Source organism: Streptomyces sp. NPDC002265 (assembly GCF_040296125.1).
In the GTDB taxonomy this organism is placed as follows: Bacteria; Actinomycetota; Actinomycetes; order Streptomycetales; family Streptomycetaceae; genus Streptomyces.
Window position 1 is genome coordinate 1 of record NZ_JBEOWS010000036.1, and the last position, 16,913, is coordinate 16,913.

At 72.5% G+C, this 16,913-nt stretch carries 15 protein-coding genes; 10 read left to right on the top strand and 5 right to left on the bottom strand.

Annotated features, from left to right (window positions below; all coding sequences use genetic code 11):
• Positions 1-60: 60 nt before the first annotated feature.
• Complete coding sequence (locus ABT085_RS09405; RefSeq protein WP_351603937.1) at positions 61-1,596, bottom strand: DUF4331 domain-containing protein; 1,536 nt, start codon at positions 1,594-1,596, stop codon at positions 61-63.
• A 205-nt stretch (positions 1,597-1,801) separates the two neighbouring features.
• Here ABT085_RS09405 and ABT085_RS09410 point away from each other — a divergent pair, with 205 nt between their 5' ends.
• The 3 genes from ABT085_RS09410 (at position 1,802) to ABT085_RS09420 (ending at position 3,541) form a co-directional block, all read left to right on the top strand.
• Positions 1,802-2,344: an ECF RNA polymerase sigma factor SigK gene (locus ABT085_RS09410; RefSeq protein WP_162469923.1), complete on the top strand. Its 543-nt coding sequence runs from the start codon at positions 1,802-1,804 to the stop codon at positions 2,342-2,344.
• Complete coding sequence (locus ABT085_RS09415; protein WP_351603940.1) at positions 2,341-3,156, top strand: anti-sigma factor; 816 nt, start codon at positions 2,341-2,343, stop codon at positions 3,154-3,156. Before ABT085_RS09410 ends, ABT085_RS09415 begins: the two co-directional genes overlap by 4 nt.
• A gap of 115 nt (positions 3,157-3,271) precedes the next feature.
• The gene (locus ABT085_RS09420; protein ID WP_351603944.1) at positions 3,272-3,541 is read left to right on the top strand and encodes a hypothetical protein; all 270 of its coding nucleotides are present in this window, start codon (positions 3,272-3,274) and stop codon (positions 3,539-3,541) included.
• Between the two features lie 9 nt (positions 3,542-3,550).
• On the opposite strand, the gene ABT085_RS09425 is transcribed toward ABT085_RS09420, so the two are convergent.
• The 4 genes from ABT085_RS09425 to hmgA form a co-directional block, all read right to left on the bottom strand.
• Positions 3,551-4,759, bottom strand: coding sequence for a CaiB/BaiF CoA transferase family protein (locus tag ABT085_RS09425; RefSeq protein WP_502982702.1), 1,209 nt, complete (start codon positions 4,757-4,759; stop codon positions 3,551-3,553).
• A 105-nt stretch (positions 4,760-4,864) separates the two neighbouring features.
• Complete coding sequence (locus ABT085_RS09430; RefSeq protein WP_351603949.1) at positions 4,865-6,022, bottom strand: type ISP restriction/modification enzyme; 1,158 nt, start codon at positions 6,020-6,022, stop codon at positions 4,865-4,867.
• A gap of 26 nt (positions 6,023-6,048) precedes the next feature.
• Complete coding sequence (locus ABT085_RS09435) at positions 6,049-6,798, bottom strand: GntR family transcriptional regulator (RefSeq protein WP_351603951.1); 750 nt, start codon at positions 6,796-6,798, stop codon at positions 6,049-6,051.
• Positions 6,799-6,824: 26 nt separating this feature from the next.
• Positions 6,825-8,141 carry a homogentisate 1,2-dioxygenase gene (hmgA, locus tag ABT085_RS09440; RefSeq protein ID WP_351603953.1) on the bottom strand — a complete coding sequence of 439 codons (1,317 nt, stop codon included), beginning with the start codon at positions 8,139-8,141 and terminating at the stop codon, positions 6,825-6,827.
• 357 nt (positions 8,142-8,498) lie between these two features.
• On the opposite strand from hmgA, the gene ABT085_RS09445 reads away from it, so the two are divergent.
• From ABT085_RS09445 to ABT085_RS09475, 7 genes are all read left to right on the top strand, one after another.
• The gene (locus ABT085_RS09445; RefSeq protein ID WP_351603955.1) at positions 8,499-9,116 is read left to right on the top strand and encodes a TetR/AcrR family transcriptional regulator; all 618 of its coding nucleotides are present in this window, start codon (positions 8,499-8,501) and stop codon (positions 9,114-9,116) included.
• A 144-nt stretch (positions 9,117-9,260) separates the two neighbouring features.
• Positions 9,261-11,492 (top strand): molybdopterin oxidoreductase family protein, encoded by a 2,232-nt coding sequence (locus ABT085_RS09450; protein WP_351603957.1) that lies wholly within the window; start codon positions 9,261-9,263, stop codon positions 11,490-11,492.
• A 163-nt stretch (positions 11,493-11,655) separates the two neighbouring features.
• A complete protein-coding gene (locus ABT085_RS09455; RefSeq protein WP_351603958.1) occupies positions 11,656-12,519 on the top strand; it encodes a heavy metal-binding domain-containing protein in 864 nt (287 codons plus the stop codon).
• Between the two features lies 1 nt (position 12,520).
• A complete protein-coding gene (locus ABT085_RS09460) occupies positions 12,521-13,384 on the top strand; it encodes a heavy metal-binding domain-containing protein (RefSeq protein WP_351603960.1) in 864 nt (287 codons plus the stop codon).
• Positions 13,377-13,769 (top strand): hypothetical protein, encoded by a 393-nt coding sequence (locus ABT085_RS09465; protein WP_351603962.1) that lies wholly within the window; start codon positions 13,377-13,379, stop codon positions 13,767-13,769. The genes ABT085_RS09460 and ABT085_RS09465 overlap by 8 nt, the downstream gene beginning before the upstream one ends.
• Before the next feature lie 186 nt (positions 13,770-13,955).
• Positions 13,956-15,353 carry an ABC transporter ATP-binding protein gene (locus ABT085_RS09470; RefSeq protein WP_351603964.1) on the top strand — a complete coding sequence of 466 codons (1,398 nt, stop codon included), beginning with the start codon at positions 13,956-13,958 and terminating at the stop codon, positions 15,351-15,353.
• Positions 15,354-15,459: 106 nt separating this feature from the next.
• The gene (locus ABT085_RS09475) at positions 15,460-16,848 is read left to right on the top strand and encodes an aldehyde dehydrogenase family protein (RefSeq protein ID WP_351603966.1); all 1,389 of its coding nucleotides are present in this window, start codon (positions 15,460-15,462) and stop codon (positions 16,846-16,848) included.
• Positions 16,849-16,913: the final 65 nt, after the last annotated feature.

Below are 16,913 nucleotides of genomic sequence, written 5' to 3' on the forward strand. Positions count from 1 at the left end.
GCGGCCCGCACCGTGGGGGGTGTGTGGAGGTGCGGGCCGCGCCGGTCTGTGGGGTGCGGTCTAGTAGGGCCGCTGCGAACGGCGGCGCCACCAGGCCAGGCCCGTGCCGATCAGCAGGACACCGGCGGCGCCCGAGGCCGCGGAGGCGGCGATCAGGGTGGTGTCGGTGCCGCTGCCCGAGGTGCCGGTCGGCTGGAGCGCGTCACCGAGCTGGCTGCGCACGTCCGCGCCGCTGGTCGTGCCCTTGGCGAGCGCGCCGCGCGAGCCCGAGGTCGGGTTGGCCAGGTAGGGGAAGGAGTGCCCGAACTTCTTGTCGTTGGCGTCGACCGCGTCGCCCAGGTCGTTCTTGGAGCCGACCAGTTCGCCCTCGACGACCTGGAGCGCCTCGTCGATCACGTCGTCGGTGAGCCGACGGCCGTTCGGGAAGCCCGCGTTGTCGCCGTCCAGCACGCCCAGCCGCTTGGGGTGGGCGGCCGGCTTGATCGAGGTGTTGAGGCGCAGTTCCTCGGCCGGCGTCACCTTCGGCGGCTGGTTGAGGCCCTTGACGCCCTTCAGGAACACGTCGACCAGGTCGTTGCGCGGCTCGGCCGGCGCCTTGATCTTGTAGATCCCCTCGATGAGCTTCGGCAGCTCGGGGTTGGTGACGTTCTTCAGGAACTGCGCGTCCTGCCAGGGCGAGGACGCGTTGAACTTGTCCTTGTCCTTCTGCGGGTTGACGACCTCGTTGACGAGCGGGTTGCCCAGGCGCGACACCTGCGTGTAGTAGCCGCCCGCGGTCTTGCGCTGGGTCGTCGACCAGATGCCCACGATCGGCTGGTGGGCCGCCTCCGTGATCATCTTGTTCGGGATCTGGAGGGCGATCGAGTTGACGTTGTAGCCCTTGAGGGTGTCCCGGCCGACCTCGGACAGGTTCCCGCCGTAGAGGAGGTCGAAGACGCGCAGGTCCAGGAAGAACGGGTCGTCGGCCTGCCCGGCGAACGTCTGCGCACCGCTGGAGAGTTTGTGGATCGCCTGGTAGCGCAGCTTGCCGTAGTCCGGCATCGACGCCTTGCCCACGTCCGACGGCGCGACCGGGACATCGTGCGCGATCTTCGTCTTCGACACCTGGTGCTGGTGCTTCAGCCGGATCAGGTCGATGTCGTACGTCTGCGTGATGTTGAGGTCGGGGTCGTCGAGACTCTCGACCGCGCCCGTGTTGTAGAGGAACGTGTTCTTGTTCTTGACGTGCGTCTTGAAGGTGTAGCGGAAGAGCAGATCGCCCTGCGCGTCACCGTCGTTGTCGATGTGGAGGTCGTACTGGGCGTCGTCCGCGAACGTGTAGAAGTTCGGTCCGCCGGCCGGCTCCTCGAAGGGGATCCAGTTCGCGATGATCGTCGTCGTGTCCGGCTTGTCCGGGCTCACGAAGGCGTACACGTCCGTGTTGTCGTACTGGGGAGTCCCCGAGATCAGCGGCGCCTCGCGGTGGCTGGAGGCGGAGGCCGCCCCGGGCTCCAGCAGGGCCACACCGGCGGCTGTGAGCCCCCCGGCGGCCAGCGCAGCACATATGAGGGCCGCGACGCCTCGGCGTCCCGTACCGGTCCTGGAGATAGGTGTCATGCCGTCCGTCCTCAGTCCAACTTGCTTGACGGACGGGTATACGGCGCGGAGGCACCGATCGGATTGGTCGATCGGGAAATTTCTTTTCTCCCTGCTCCACCCGCGTTTCGGGCACCCTGATCCGTAACCCCATCCGGAGGTGTGTTCGTTGCGAATGCCTGGTGTGACGGGACGGGCCGGCTGTGGCCGGGGAGAGGGGAACCGCGTGGAGGCGGACGAGCTTCTGGTGCTCGTGGCGGGTGGCGACCAGAAGGCCTTCGAGGATCTGTACGCCCTGGTGTCCGGGCCGGTGTTCGGGCTCGTGCGGCGCGTGGTGCGCGATCCCGCGCAGTCGGAGGAGGTGTCCCAGGAGGTGCTGCTCGAACTGTGGCGCTCCGCCGCCCGCTTCGACCCCGGCCGGGGCAGCGCGCTGTCCTGGATCCTCACCCTCGCCCACCGTCGCGCCGTCGACCGGGTGCGCAGCGTCCGGGCGGCCGGTGAACGCGAGCAGCGCGAGGCGCGCCGCGCCCACCACCCCGCCTTCGACCAGGTCACCGAGGAGGTCGAGGCGGGCCTGGAGCGCGAGTGGGTGCGCCGCTGCCTGGACCGGCTGACGGCCCTGCAACGACAGTCCGTCACTCTCGCCTATTACGACGGATACACCTACCGTGAAGTGGCCGAGCGGCTCTCGCTCCCGCTGGGCACGGTCAAGACCCGAATGCGCGACGGACTCACCAGCCTGCGCAAATGCCTGGGAGGCGTCGCATGAGCGTCCTGGACCGACTGCTGCGACGCGAGGACCTGCACTCGCTCGCGGCCCCCTACGCCCTCGACGCGCTGGAGCCCGCCGAGCGGCTGCGCTTCGAGCGGCACCTCGACGGCTGCGACGTCTGTGCCGCCGAGGTCCGCGCCCTGTCCGAGGACGCCGTCCGGCTCGCCTGGTCCACCGCCGCCCCGCCGCCGGCCGCGATGCGCGACCGGGTCCTGGCCGCCGTACGGACGACTCCGCAGATGTCGGCTCCCGAGCCGGAGCGCATGGCGGCCCAACTGCCGCCGCACGTCTGGGGGACCCGGCCGCCGCCGGCCCGTGTCCGGGTGTCCCGTCCGCGTCCGCTGTTCGTCCCGTTCGCCACGGCGACGGCCGCCGCGGCCCTCGTCGTCGCCTCGCTCTTCGCCGTCCAGGCCGGCCAGGCGCAGGACCGGCTGGACGCCGAGCGGGCCCAGTCGCGCGAGATCGCCCGGGTGCTCGGCGCCCCGGACACCCGCGCGACCACCGACCGGGACGCCCAGGGGCGCAGCATCGGTGTGATCGCCTCGGCCTCGCAGGGGCGGGCGATCGTCACCCTGAGCGGATACGACGGTCTGGCGAGCGGGCACGTGCACCAGTTGTGGCTCATGCGCCCCGCCGAGCGGCCGCGTTCCCTCGGCCTCTTCGACGGCGACACGCCCTTGGTCACATCAGGTCTTGACAAGTCCGCCACGTCACTCGCTGTCACCGTCGAGCCCGACGGGGGATCTGAGCAGCCCACTACCCAGCCGATTGTCCAACTCGCCCTGAAATCGCTCGGATTCGGAGAGTAATCGTCAACCCCCTTGCGGGACAGGTGAATCCTGTGATCGCGATACACGAGTGCCGCAAAGGGACGATAGGGTTACTCTGCCCGAGCCGGGTGGACTCGTACGGGTGGGGAGTGACATGGAACAGATAACAGTGCGGAGCAGGGCGAGGGTCCCTGCGATCACCTGCGGGAGCAGCGCGACGAGTTCGCGCCTCGACCGTCATCTGTCGGTGCTGGCGGGGCCCGCCATACCGCAGCGGGATGCGGCCGAGGCGACCTCGCTCATGCTCGAACTGACGGCACGTGACCCCCGGCGCGACACCACCAGCAGGGTCGCGCGCGTGCGTCGCGTCTCGCTCTTCGCGCCGCTGCGCCGGCTGAGCCGTTCCCTGTTCGGCGGGAACTGAGGCCCGCGCTCAGGCGGCCACACCGTCCCGGCGCAGCGCTGCGATCAGCTCGTCCGTCATCCCCACGGCGCGCAGCAGTGCCTCGGTGTGCTCCCCGAGCGCGGGCACGTCCCCCAGGTCCGCCTCCGCTCCGCCCGGCAGTGTGATCGGTGGCAGCAGTGTCCGCAGCGGCCCGACCGGCGTCCCCACCTCCCGCCACCGCTCCCGAGCCGCCAGCTGCGGATGCTCCGCGACCTCGTGCAGGTCCCTCAGGCGTGCACACGCGATGCCCGCCTCCTCCAGCCGTGCGACGGCCTCGTCGGCGCCCAGCGCGCCCAGCGCCTTCGCCACGTGGGCGTCCGTGCCGCCCCGGTTCGCGACCCGGGCGGCGTTCGTGGCGTACGCCGGGTCCGCCCCCAACTCCGGCTGCCCGAGCACCTGTTCGGCCAGTCGCCGCCACTCCCGGTCGTTCTGCACCGACAGCAGCACCCGTCCGCCGTCCGCCGTCGGGTAGGAGTCGTAGGGCGCGATGACGGCGTGCGCGAGCCCGGTGCGCGCCGGGGGAGTGCCTCCGTGCATCGCATGGTGCAGCGGATGCCCCATCCACTCCGCGAGCGCCTCCAGCATCGACACCTCCACCGGCCCGCCGCACCCCGTGGTGCCCCGCCGCACCAGCGCCGCCAGCACCCCGGAGAACGCGTACATGGCCGCCGCGATGTCGGCCGCCGGGATCCCCGCCTTCACCGGCTGCTCCGGCGTCCCCGTCACCGACACCAGCCCGGCCTCGCACTGCACGAGCATGTCGTACGCCCGTTTGTCCGCGTACGGGCCGGACGATCCGTAGCCCGAGATGTCGACGCCGATCAGCCGCGGATGCGCGGCGCACAGGGTGGCCGCGTCCAGGCCGAGCCGGGCGGCGGCCCCCTGGGCCAGGTTCTGCACGAAGACGTCCGCGTCCGCGACCAGTCGCCGTACGACGTCCAGGCCCCGCCCGTCCTTGAGGTCGAGGGCGATCGACTCCTTGCCGCGGTTGCACCACACGAAGTGCGAGGCGAGGCCGCCGGCGGCGGTGTCGTAGCCCCGGGCGAAGTCGCCGCCGTCGATCCGCTCCACCTTGATGACCCGGGCGCCGAGATCGGCGAGCTGCCGGGTGGCGAAGGGGGCCGCGACGGCCTGCTCCACGGCGACGACGGTGATGCCCTCCAGGGGCGGGGGAAGTGGCCTCATGCGCTGGATCATGTCCTGCGCACGCCCCGTTGTCATGCGTGCGGGCACGTGCACCGGCTCACCTCCGGCCCCGCGCGGCGACCGTCCCGTGACCGGTGGGGGAGTGGAGTGGCCGGATCAGACGAGGGCGAACTGTCCCTCGGGGCCCTCCTCGTGGTGGTCCAGGACCGTCGCCGGGCGGCGGGCCGCCTCCGGCACCGGCAGGACCCCCGCCGCGCGCAGCTCGGCGGCCGGGACCGGACGGAGCGTCTCCAGCTCCGCCCGCCGTGGCTCCAGTTCCGCCAGCAGGGCGAGGACCGTGATCAGTTCCAGCAGCTCCGACGTCCACGTCTGGAGCCAGGCCGGCGGGCGGATCGCCGTCAGGGAACCCGGTTCGCCCTCGGCCGTCCTCGTCGCGATCCACTGTTCCAGCACCCTGACACCGGCCGCCTCGAAGTCCCACGCCTGCGGCGGCACCGGGGCGATCCGGCCCTCGTCGAGGTGCAGGGTCTCCTCGTCCCGGTCGTAGCGGACGTCCAGGGGCCGGGTGGGGAGCGGGGCGCGGACGTAGGGGCGGCGGCCGCCGGGGAGTTTGGGGCGGTCGCCGTCGCGGCGCATCAGCCACAGCGAGCGGCGGCCCAGTTCGACGCCCCGGGACCAGAGCCCGGCGTCCCCGGTGAGCGGCACGGTGAGGTCGGGGCGGACCGCGGCCAGGGTCCAGGCCAGGAAGTCCTCGGGGGTGGGGAGATGGCCGAGCCGTCCGGCGAGATGCTCCAGCAGGCCCGGGGCCAGGTTCGGTTCCGTGCCGCCGGGCCGGCGGTAGAGCGGGCGGACCCTGCCGGGGCGCAGCAGCGGCACCAGCGAGGTGGCGAGCAGACGCGGCCCCGGCCCCTCCGCGGTCTCCACGACGAGGATCTGCCGTTCGTCGCTCACCCGCCACAGCTCGGGCCGGGCCGCGTCGAGCAGGCGGTGGTCGGGGATCAGCCACTGCTCGTCGAAGGGCGCGTGCAGCACGCGTACCGGCTCCGGACACGGGCCCGAGGCGCGGGCCAGCCGCTGGGTGCCGCTGGTCTGGCCGGGCAGTCCGCCCACCGCCGAGCGCAGGGTGCGCGAGCGCGTCGGCTCGAACAGCGCCTCCCGGTCGGCCCCCTCGGCCTTCATCAGCGTGTCCCAGCGCGCCTTCAGGGACGCCGGGTCGGGGGCCGTCGGCCACCTCCGGCCGAGCCGCGGCGGTGCGACGGACCACGGCATGAGGTCCGCCAGCGGCGGAGCGTCGTCGGGCGTCACGCTGGGCATCGTACGACGGGCCGGGGCGGGGCGGGTCAGGTGGCGTCGAGCGTCACCGTGAAGGAGAAGCGGTCGCCCCGGTAGTGGATGACCGCCACGTCCAGCGGCCGCCCGGCCGTGTCGTAGGTGATGCCCGTGTAGTGCAGGATCGGGCTGAGCAGCGGGACCTGGAGCAGCCGCGCCGTCTCCGGGTCCGCGAGCCGCGCCTCCACGGTGTCCGTGATGCGGCTGATGTCCGCGCCCACCACGTCCCGCAGCACCTTCGTCATCGGCCAGCGGACCAGATCCGCCGGATCGATGCGCTCGGCCAGATCCGGACGGACCCAGTTGCGGGCGTGGTTGGTCGGCTCGCCGGTCTTCTCGTCGCTGCGCAGCCGGTGGTAGCCCGCCACCCGTGCCAGATCCGGGAAGAACTCGGCGAGTTCGGCCGGCACCTGCGCCGGCCCGTGCTCCAGCAGCTCGGTCGTCATGCCGGACTGCTGGGCCACGATCGCGTCCACCGAGCCCAGCAGCCGCACCGGCGTGCTGCGCAGGGCGTCCGGCTCGATGAACGTCCCGCGCCTGCGGTGACGGGAGATGAGCCCCTCGTCCTCCAGCTCCTTCAGCGCCTGCCGCATGGTCAGCACGCTCACGCCGTAGTGCCCCGCCAACTGCTCCTCGGTGGGCAGCCGCAGCGGGTCGTGGGGCGAGCGGCCGAGTATGGAGGCACGGAGCGACTGCGACACCTGGTACCACAGCGGCAGCTTGCGGTTCAGGACGATCGAGTCCGGGGCGAAGGAGGTCACGGGCTATCCGTACCTGTCGAAACCGGTCAGTGCAACGGGCGGAAGTGCCGTTCGAGGCCCTGCCACACGTCGTCGTAGCGCTGTTGGAGGTGCTCCGCCCCCGCCGCCTGCGGGGTGAGGGTGAGCGGCCAGCGGGTCTCGAACATGAAGGCCAGTCCGTCGTCGATCTTCTGCGGACGCAGTTCGGCGGCGCTCGCCCGGTCGAACGTCTCCCGGTCCGGACCGTGTGCCGACATCATGTTGTGCAGCGAGCCGCCGCCCGGCACGAAGCCCTCCGCCTTCGCGTCGTACGCGCCCTCGACGAGCCCCATGTACTCGCTCATCACGTTGCGGTGGAAGTACGGCGGCCGGAAGGTGTCCTCGCCCACCAGCCAGCGCGGCGCGAACACCACGAAGTCGACGCCCGCCAGGCCCGGCGTGTCCGACGGCGAGGTCAGCACCGTGAAGATCGACGGGTCGGGGTGGTCGTAGGAGATCGAGCCGATCACGTTGAAGCGGTGCAGGTCGTACACGTACGGCACGTAGTTGCCGTGCCAGGCCACCACGTCGAGCGGCGAGTGGTCGTAGACGGCCGTCCAGAGGTTGCCGCAGAACTTGTTCACCACCTCCACCGGCCCCTCGACGTCCTCGTACGCGGCGGTCGGCGCCCGGAAGTCACGGGCGTTGGCCAGTCCGTTGGCGCCGATGGGGCCGAGGTCGGGCAGGCGGAAGGGGGCGCCGTAGTTCTCGCAGACATAGCCGCGGGCGGAGGCGTCCAGGAGTTCCACCCGGAAACGGACACCGCGCGGGATCAGCGCCATGTGCCCGGGCTCGGCGTGCAGCCTGCCGAACTCCGTGTGCAGCAGCAGCCCGCCGCGCTCCGGGACGATCAGCAGCTCACCGTCGGCGTCGCTGAAGACGCGGTCCATGGAGGAGTTCGCGTGGTACAGGTGCACGGCCATGCCGGCGCGCTGGGCCGCGTCGCCGTTGCCGCCGAGGGTCCACAGCCCCGCCAGGAAATCGGTCCCCTCCGCGGGGGCCGGCAACGGGTTCCAGCGCAGCCGGTTGGGGTCGGGCGGGGTCTCGGTGAAGGGGCCGGTCCGCAGCGCGCCGTTGCCGGTGCGGACGAACGCCGGGTGAGCGGCCGAGGGGTGGATCCGGTACAGCCACGAGCGGCGGTTGTGCGCTCTGGGCTCGGTGAACGCCGTACCGCTGAGCTGTTCCGCGTACAGGCCCAGCGGGGCGCGCTGCGGTGAGTTGCGGCCCTCGGGCAGCGCTCCCGGCTCGGCCTCGGAGCCGTGCTCGTTGCCGAAACCGGAGAGATAGGCCAGCCCCTCGGCGGTCTTCCGTGCGTCCCCGCTCATGATCGCTCCCTTGCGAACTCATTCCTATGGGACACCGTAGGATTGCGGTTTCCCGCGCGCAAGAGGGACCCGGGACCCGCTTCCCTCCCGGGGCGGCGGAGGCCGGGTCGCGTACGGGCCGACCTGCGAGGGGATCCGTACCGCGGGGTCGTGCTCTACGCTCCGGGGCATGTCGGACGGATGCGACCTTCTCGGCGTGCTCGGCGTTCCCGCGCGCACCGGCGCGGGCACGGCCGTCGGCCGGGGCGGCCCCGCCGCGGGCCGCCGGCCAGGCGGTGCACCGGCCGCGATGAGTGCACAGGGCACCAATCCGCGTACAGGGGGGCGACGTTCACCGGACCCCGGCGGAGAGGCATCATGAAACCCGTGCCCCACGCGACCTCGCTGCGCCGTGCGCCCGTGCAGCGGCGCAGCGCCGAACGGCTGACCAGGATCCTCGACGCCTGTGCCGATCTCCTCGACGAGGTCGGCTACGACGACCTGAGCACCCGTGCCGTCGCCCAGCGCGCAGGTGTTCCCATCGGTTCCGTCTACCGGTTCTTCGGCAACAAGCGCCAGATGGCCGACGCCCTCGCCCAGCGCAATCTCGAACGCTACTCCGAGCGCGTCACCCGGCGGCTGAAGGGGGCGCGGCGGGGCGACTGGCGCGCGGCCGTGGACGCCGTACTGGACGAGTACCTGGCCATGAAGCGCACCGCGCCCGGCTTCACGCTCGTCGACTTCGGCAACCAGATCCCGGTCGGCGCCCGCGACGCCGAACCCAACCACCGCGTGGCCGACCGTCTCACCGACCTGCTCTCGGGCTATCTGGACCGCACCCCGGACGAGGACCTGCGCCGCACGTTCCTGATCGCGGTGGAGACCGCCGACACCCTGGTCCACCTCGCCTTCCGGATGGACCCGGAGGGCGACGAGAAGATCATCACGGAGGCGCGGGAGCTGCTGCGGGCTTATCTGGGGCGGGTGCTGGACTGACGGCCCGAGGGGCTGTCGGGGGTGCCGGCCCGGCGGCCCGGCGGACTGTCCGGCGGGCCAAGGCCCTCCCGCTCGTGCATACCGGTCGGTATGCTCGGCGGCGTCCGCGTGCGTCACCGTCGCCGCCACCCTCCGGGAGGACCCGTGTCCCGCACCGCTCTGCGCATCTGCCCTCTGTGCGAGGCCACCTGCGGCCTGACCCTGACCATCGAGGGCACCCGGGTGACCGGGGCCCGCGGCGACCGCGACGACGTGTTCAGCCGCGGGTTCATCTGCCCCAAGGGAGCCTCCTTCGGAGCCGTCGACGGCGACCCCGACCGGCTGCGCACCCCGCTCGTCCGCCGGGACGGAGAGCTGCGCGAGGCCACCTGGCAGGAGGCGTTCGACGCGGTCGCGGCCGGGATCCGGCCCGTCGTCGAGCGGTACCGCCCGCACGCCGTCGGTGTCGTCCTCGGCAACCCCAACGTCCACACCATGGCCGGCGCCCTCTACCCGACCGTCCTGATCGCCGGCCTCGGCACCCGCAGCCTGTTCACCGCCTCCACGGTCGACCAGATGCCCAAGCACGTCTCCAGCGGGCTGCTGTACGGCGACGCCAACGCCATCCCCGTACCCGACCTGGACCACACCGGCCATCTGCTGCTGCTGGGTGCCAACCCGCTGGAGTCCAACGGGAGTCTGTGCACCGCCCCCGACTTCCCCGGCAAGCTCAAGGCGCTCAAGGCCCGCGGCGGCACCCTCACCGTCGTCGACCCGCGCCGCACCCGCACCGCCAAGCTCGCCGACCGGCACCTCGCGATCCGGCCGGGCACCGACGCCCTGCTGCTCGCGGCGATGGCGCACGTCCTGTTCGAGGAGGACCTCGTCGACCTCGGGCGGCTCGCGCCCCACGTCCAGGACGTGCCGGAACTCCGCGCGGCCATGCGGGACTTCACCCCCGAGGCGGTCGCGGAGTCCTGTGACGTCGAGGCCGCCGTCATCCGCACGCTGGCCCGGGAACTCGCCGCCGCCCCCACCGCCGCCGTGTACGGCCGCATCGGCAGCTGCACGGTCCCGCACGGCACCCTGGCGAGCTGGCTCGTCGACGTCCTCAACATCCTCACCGGCAACCTCGACCGCCCCGGCGGCGCCCTCTTCCCGCAGGCCGCCACCGACCGCACACCCCGCCCGGCCGGCCCCGGACACGGCTTCGCGCTCGGGCGCTGGCACTCCCGGGTCAGCCGGCACCCCGAGGCGAAGGACGAGTTGCCGCTCTCCGCGCTCGCCGAGGAGATCGACACCGCCACCGCCGAGGGCGAGCCGGTCCGCGCGCTGATCGCCGTCGCCGCCAACCCCGTGCTCTCCGCCCCCGACGGCGACCGGCTCGACAAGGCCCTGGACTCGCTGGACTTCATGGTCAGCGTCGACCCCTACCTCAACGAGACCTCCCGCCACGCCGACGTCGTGCTGCCGCCGCCCCCGCCGTCGCAGAGCCCGCACCACGACTTCGCCTTCAACACCCTCGCGGTACGCAACCAGGTCCGCTACACCCGCCCCGCCGTCCCCCTCGAACCCGGCCGGATGGCCGAGACCGAGATCCTGGCCCGGCTCACCCTCGCCGTGACCGGCATGCACGGCGCCGACCCCGCCGCCGTCGACACGCTCGTCATCGACCAGACCCTGGGCAAGGCCGTCAAGGACCCCGCCTCCCCGGTGCACGGCCGCGACCCGCGCGAGCTGGCCGCCGCGCTCACCGGTGACACCGGGCCCGAACGGCGGCTGGACATGATGCTGCGCCTGGGCCCCTACGGCGACAGCTTCGGCGCCCGGCCCGAAGGACTGGGCCTGGGGCGGCTGCTGGACCACCCGCACGGCATCGACCTCGGACCGCTGCGCCCCCGGCTGCCGCAGCCGCTGAAGACCAGGAGCGGGCGGATCGAGCTGCTGCCGGAGCCCATAGCCGCCGACCTGCCCCGGCTGCGGCGGGCCCTCGGCGAGCGGGCCGACGGGCTCGTCCTGGTCGGCCGCCGCCATCTGCGCTCCAACAACAGCTGGATGCACAACGTCCCCGCCCTCACCGGCGGCACCAACCGCTGCACCCTGCACATCCACCCCGAGGACGCCGGACGGCTCGGCGTACGGGACGGCGAGCCGGTGCGTGTCAAGGGCGCCGGAGGCGAGGTGACCGCCCGGGCGGAGGTCACGGACGGCGTGCGCACGGGGGTGGTGAGCCTGCCGCACGGCTGGGGCCACGACCGGCCCGGCACCCGCCTCGCCCACGCCGCCACCGACCCCGGCGTCAACGTCAACCAGCTCCTCGACGGCACCCTGCTCGACCCGCTCTCGGGCAACGCGGTCCTCAACGGCATCCCGGTGGAGGTCGCCCCGGTCAGCTGAGGTGCGGGACGCCCGCGCCCGGTGCCGCCGCTCGCCAAACGCCCCTGGGAAAAGGCCAGTTGAACCCAGTACCGGACGTCTCGTCGGGCAACCCGATGGCATACGCTGCCGAATGCCGACGCGATCCGCGCGCCGAGCCGGAAGGGCGAAGGTACGGGGGCCGATGACACACCGATGGGACGTCGGTCCGCCGGAGGCCGCCGCCGACTGGGCGGCACGGCCCCCGGTCGGCCCTACCTGGGACTCGGCGCTGACCGCCAGGGAGTTCGCGGCGATCGAGGGCGCCGGGTTCGAACCGGTCGGGCAGGTCCTCGGCACGGCCGTCTTCAACATCGGCTACACCGGCGTCTGGGGCTGCCCAGGCGCGTGGTCGGCCACGGACGGCCCGGGCGCCGCCTCTTCGCACTGGGCCTCGTCCTACGAGCCGTTGGAATGGACGATGTACACGGCGCGCAGGCTGGCGCTGCGGCGTGCGGAGAGCGAGTGCCGCGCCCTCGGCGGCGACGGGATCGTAGGGGTGAGGCTGCGGACCGGTGGGTTCTCGGCAGGAGGCGTGGAGTTCACCGCGCTGGGAACCGCGGTCCGGGCCCGCTCGCGCATCCGGCCGGCCCGGCCCTTCACCTCCCATCTGAGCGGCCAGGACTTCGCCAAGCTCCTGCACTCCGGATGGGTTCCCGTCGGACTCGCCTTCGGTGTCGCCCTCGCGATCCGGCACGACGACTGGCGTGCCTTCGGCCGGATGACCAGGAACCAGGAGGTCGACGGCTACACCCGGCTGATCAACCACGTGCGTCATGTCGCCCGGGAACGGCTGGGCCTCGGCGCCGCGAGGCACGGCGGGGACGGGGTGGTGGTGGACGCGATGCAACTGAACCTGTGGGAGAGCGAGTGCCCCGCGCCCGGGAACGCGCGCGACCTCACCGCCGAGGCGGTTCTCGTCGGCACCTCCCTCACCCGCTTCGCCCGCTCGAGGCAGCCCACCGGCCCCGGACCACTGACCATCATGAGACTGGAGCGCGAACACTGACATGACCGAGCGAACAGGACGGGAACCGGCCGGGGAAGCCATGGGGCCGGTCGCGGAAGGCGTACCCGAGGACGCGATGCGGCGGCTCGCGCAGCTCCGCCCGGGAGAGAAGGGCTCGCTCTTCACCTCGGATCTGACGGTGAACGAGTTCCTGCTGGTGCGCGAGGCCGGCTTCCGGCCGCTCGGTCTGGTCCTCGGCTCCTCGGTCTACCACGTGGGCATCCAGTTCGGCCGGTGGTCGAAGAACCAGGAGCTGACCAAGCTCTCCCAGGCCATGTACCACGCGCGCGAGCTGGCGATGAGCCGTATGGAGGCGGAGGCGAGCGCCCTGGGGGCCGACGGGATCGTGGGCGTGCGGCTGGACATCGAGTTCAAGGAGTTCGGTTCGGACATCGCCGAGTTCATCGCGGTCGGTACGGCGGTGAAGGCGGACGGCGCCGACCCGGGCGAGACCGGGACCTGGCTCAACAACAAGGGCAAGCCCTTCACCTCGAACCTGTCCGGCCAGGACTTCTGGACCCTGATCCGGGCCGGGTACGCGCCGCTGGACATGGTCATGGGGTCGTGTGTCTACCATGTCGCGCACCAGCGCTTCGCCCAGACGCTGAGCACCACGGGCCGCAACGTCGAGATCGAGCAGTTCACCCAGGCCCTCTACGACGCGCGCGAGCTGGCGATGAGCCGTATGCAGGCGGAGGGGCAGGCGCTGGAGGCCGAGGGGATCGTGGCGGTCCAGCTGAGGCAGCACTCGCACACCTGGGGCGCGCACACCACCGAGTTCTTCGCCATCGGGACGGCCGTGCGCCCGCTGCGCGACGACCACATCATCGACCGGCCGACCATGGTGCTGAGCCTCGATGCCTGAGCCCGACGTGGAACTGCTGGCCGCGGCGCTGCGCCGGGACAGCGCGGACCTGAACCTCTATGTCAACGTGCTCGCGGTGAACCTGGCGGACTCGCTGCCGCCCGGCGCCGTACGGGCCGAGCGCAGGCGTTCCCTCGCGGAACGGCTGGCCGGTCACGAGGGTTCGGTCGCCGCGCTGGACGTCACGCTCGGGGAGCGGCGGCTCTCGCTGCGCAACGACCGGGGCCGGGTGACCGGGGAGATCTGCCACGAGGTGCGCAACATCACGCTCTCCCGGCGTCAGGTGGGCCTGGACGAGTGGATCGACGCCCTGGCCGCCGCCCTGGCCGACGCCGCGGCCTCGAACGCCCGCGCCCGCGAGGCCGTGGAACGCTTCCTGGCCTGACCGCCGTTGACCTGAACGCGATCGTCCACTTTCTCACCCAGTGGACGGATCACCCCGATCACGTCAGGTGTCTTCCCCCTGCCAGGCACGGTCCGTTAACTTCCGTGACTCACAGCCCCGTACGACACGCACGGGACAATCGACCGCGGAGCACCAGCGCCCGAGTGAGCCCCCAGGGACACCTTCATGACACGCGCCATCTCCCTGCACGACGTGAGCAAGGCCTACACGCGAGGCGTCCGGGTGGTGGACCGGCTCTCGCTGGACATCGCGCCCGGTGAGTTCCTGGTCCTGCTGGGACCGTCCGGCTGCGGCAAGTCCACGGTGCTCAGAATGATCGCCGGCCTGGAGGACATCGACGAGGGCGTGCTGCTCCTCGACGGCAAGCACGGCAACGACCTGCCGCCGTCCGAGCGGGACATCGCCATGGTCTTCCAGAACTTCGCCCTCTATCCGAGCATGACCGGCCGGGACAACATCGGCTTCCCGCTGCGCATCGAGGCGCCCGGCGCGGACCCCCGTCCGCGGGTGGACGCCACCGCCCGCATGCTGGGCATCGAGGACCTCCTGGACCGGTTTCCGGGCCAGTTGTCCGGCGGGGAGCGCCAGCGGGTCGCCATGGGCCGGGCCATCGCCCGGCATCCGTCGGCGTTCCTGATGGACGAGCCGCTGTCCAACCTCGACGCGAAACTGCGCAACCACCTGCGGGCGGAGATCTCCAAGCTCACCCGGGAGCTGGGCGTCACCACGGTCTACGTCACCCACGACCAGGCCGAGGCCATGTCGCTCGGTGACCGGGTCGCCGTGCTGCGCGGCGGGGTGCTCCAGCAGGTCGCCACCCCGCGCTCGGTCTACGCGCTGCCCCGCAACGTCTTCGTGGCGGCCTTCATCGGCACCCCCCGCATCAATCTGCTGCGCGGCCTGGTCCGCGCGCCGCTCGACGGGGCGATGACCCTCAGTCTCGGCAAGCAGTTCCTCCGGCTGCCCGAACCCCTGTGCCTGGACCACCAGTTGCTGCGGGTGCAGCAGGGCCGCGAGGTGATCGTCGGGCTGCGTTCGGAGGCGGTGCGGATCGCCTCGCGCGCCGAGGCCCGGCCCGGCGAGGTGCCGATCACCGGCCTGGTGGAGCACGTCGAGTTCCAGGGGCACGAGGTGCTGGTCCACTTCAACACCGGGTCGCGGCCCGCCGTCGTACCCGATCTGGAGGCTCCGCGGGCCGCCGTCCGGCCGGTCCGCCGCAGACGCCGGGAGGGAACGGTCCTGGACCGGCTGCGGGGGCGGGCGGGAGCCCTGCGGGCCGGACCGGTCCTCGCCGCGGACGACCCCGAGCCGCACGGCTCCGTCTCCCGCGGCCTTCCCTCCCAGGGCTCCGCGCCGCACGGCTCCGCGCCGCAGGGTGCCGCGGTGACCTCGCCGGACGGGCGCCTGCCCGGCGACCTCGTCGTGCGCACCACCCCCGACTTCGACCTCCGGCACGGTATGCACGTCCCGCTCCTGGTCGACCTGGCTCACCTGTTCGTGTTCGACCAGCACGGCGACCGGATCTGTCCGGCCCCGGACCGGCTGCCGGACCTGGAGGAATGAGGCCGTTGCGGCATCCTGGGCGAGTGGTGTCTGGCGCCCAAAAACTATCACCGCTAGTTTGTGTGCCGGAAGACGAAGAGTCGCCGCCCGCCCGGGAGGAAGCACGATGAAGGCACACGACGGCATGTACATCGACGGCGCCTGGCGCCCCGCCGCCGGCCAGGACGTGATCGAGGTCGTGAACCCGGCCGACGAGCAGGTCCTCGGCACGGTCCCCGCGGGTACCGCCCTGGACGTCGACACCGCCGTACGGGCCGCCCGCGCCGCCCTGCCGGGCTGGGCCGCCACCGCGCCCGCCGAGCGGGCCGCCCGGCTGGGCGCCCTGCGGGACGTCCTGGTGACCCGCGCGGAGGAGATCGCCGCGACCGTCACCGCGGAACTCGGCTCGCCCCTGGAGTTCTCGCGGGCCGTCCACGCGGGCGTCCCGGTCGCGGTCGCGGGCTCGTACGCCGACCTCGCGGCGACGTACGCCTTCGAGGAGAAGGTCGGCAACTCCACCGTCCACCACGAGCCGGTCGGCGTGGTCGGCGCGATCACCCCCTGGAACTACCCCCTCCACCAGATCGTCGCCAAGGTCGCCCCGGCCCTCGCGGCGGGTTGCACGGTCGTCCTGAAGCCCGCCGAGGACACCCCCCTCACCGCCCAGCTCTTCGCCGAGGCGGTGCACGAGGCCGGGGTCCCCGCGGGCGTCTTCAACCTCGTCACCGGCCTCGGACCGGTGGCCGGACAGGCGCTCGCCGAGCACCCGGGCGTCGACCTCGTCTCCTTCACCGGATCGACGGCCGTCGGCAGGCGGATCGGTGCCGCGGCCGGTGCCGCCGTCAAGAAAGTGGCCCTGGAGCTCGGCGGCAAGTCCGCCAACGTCATCCTGCCCGGCGCCGACCTCGCCAGGGCGGTGAAGGTCGGCGTCGCCAACGTGATGTCCAACTCCGGTCAGACGTGCAGCGCGTGGACCCGCATGCTGGTGCACACCGAGCAGTACGAGGAGGCGGTCGCGCTCGCCGCCGAGGCCGCCGCCAAGTACGGCGACCGGATCGGCCCGCTCGTCAACGCCAAGCAGCAGGAGCGGGTGCGCGGTTACATCGACAAGGGTGTGGCGGAGGGCGCGCGGCTGGTCGCCGGCGGCAGCGAGTCCCCGCGCGAACGGGGGTACTTCGTCGCTCCCACGGTCTTCGCCGACGTCACCCCGGACATGGCGATCGCGCAGGAGGAGATCTTCGGGCCGGTCCTGTCGATCCTGCGCTACGAGGACGAGGAGGAGGCGCTGCGGATCGCCAACGGCACGGTCTACGGTCTCGCGGGCGCCGTCTGGGCCGGGGACGAGGAGGAGGCGGTGGCCTTCGCCCGCCGGATGGAGACCGGCCAGGTCGACATCAACGGAGGGCGGTTCAACCCGCTGGCCCCCTTCGGCGGCTACAAGCAGTCGGGCGTCGGCCGTGAACTCGGCACGCACGGCCTGTCCGAGTACCTCCAGACCAAGTCCCTCCAGTTCTAGGCATTTCGGTCCCGGCCCGCCCGGTTCCCGTCCCGGCCCGCCCGGTTCCCGTCCCGGCCCGCCCG

Coding starts and splice junctions, on each gene's coding strand:
- ABT085_RS09460 (WP_351603960.1), top strand. CDS start 12,521: ATGACCGAGCGAACAGGACGGGAACCGGCCGGGGAAGCCATGGGGCCG.
- ABT085_RS09405 (WP_351603937.1), bottom strand. CDS start 1,596: ATGACACCTATCTCCAGGACCGGTACGGGACGCCGAGGCGTCGCGGCC.
- ABT085_RS09415 (WP_351603940.1), top strand. CDS start 2,341: ATGAGCGTCCTGGACCGACTGCTGCGACGCGAGGACCTGCACTCGCTC.
- ABT085_RS09455 (WP_351603958.1), top strand. CDS start 11,656: ATGACACACCGATGGGACGTCGGTCCGCCGGAGGCCGCCGCCGACTGG.
- ABT085_RS09465 (WP_351603962.1), top strand. CDS start 13,377: ATGCCTGAGCCCGACGTGGAACTGCTGGCCGCGGCGCTGCGCCGGGAC.
- ABT085_RS09475 (WP_351603966.1), top strand. CDS start 15,460: ATGAAGGCACACGACGGCATGTACATCGACGGCGCCTGGCGCCCCGCC.
- ABT085_RS09420 (WP_351603944.1), top strand. CDS start 3,272: ATGGAACAGATAACAGTGCGGAGCAGGGCGAGGGTCCCTGCGATCACC.
- ABT085_RS09425 (WP_502982702.1), bottom strand. CDS start 4,759: ATGATCCAGCGCATGAGGCCACTTCCCCCGCCCCTGGAGGGCATCACC.
- ABT085_RS09470 (WP_351603964.1), top strand. CDS start 13,956: ATGACACGCGCCATCTCCCTGCACGACGTGAGCAAGGCCTACACGCGA.
- hmgA (WP_351603953.1), bottom strand. CDS start 8,141: ATGAGCGGGGACGCACGGAAGACCGCCGAGGGGCTGGCCTATCTCTCC.
- ABT085_RS09445 (WP_351603955.1), top strand. CDS start 8,499: ATGAAACCCGTGCCCCACGCGACCTCGCTGCGCCGTGCGCCCGTGCAG.
- ABT085_RS09430 (WP_351603949.1), bottom strand. CDS start 6,022: ATGCCCAGCGTGACGCCCGACGACGCTCCGCCGCTGGCGGACCTCATG.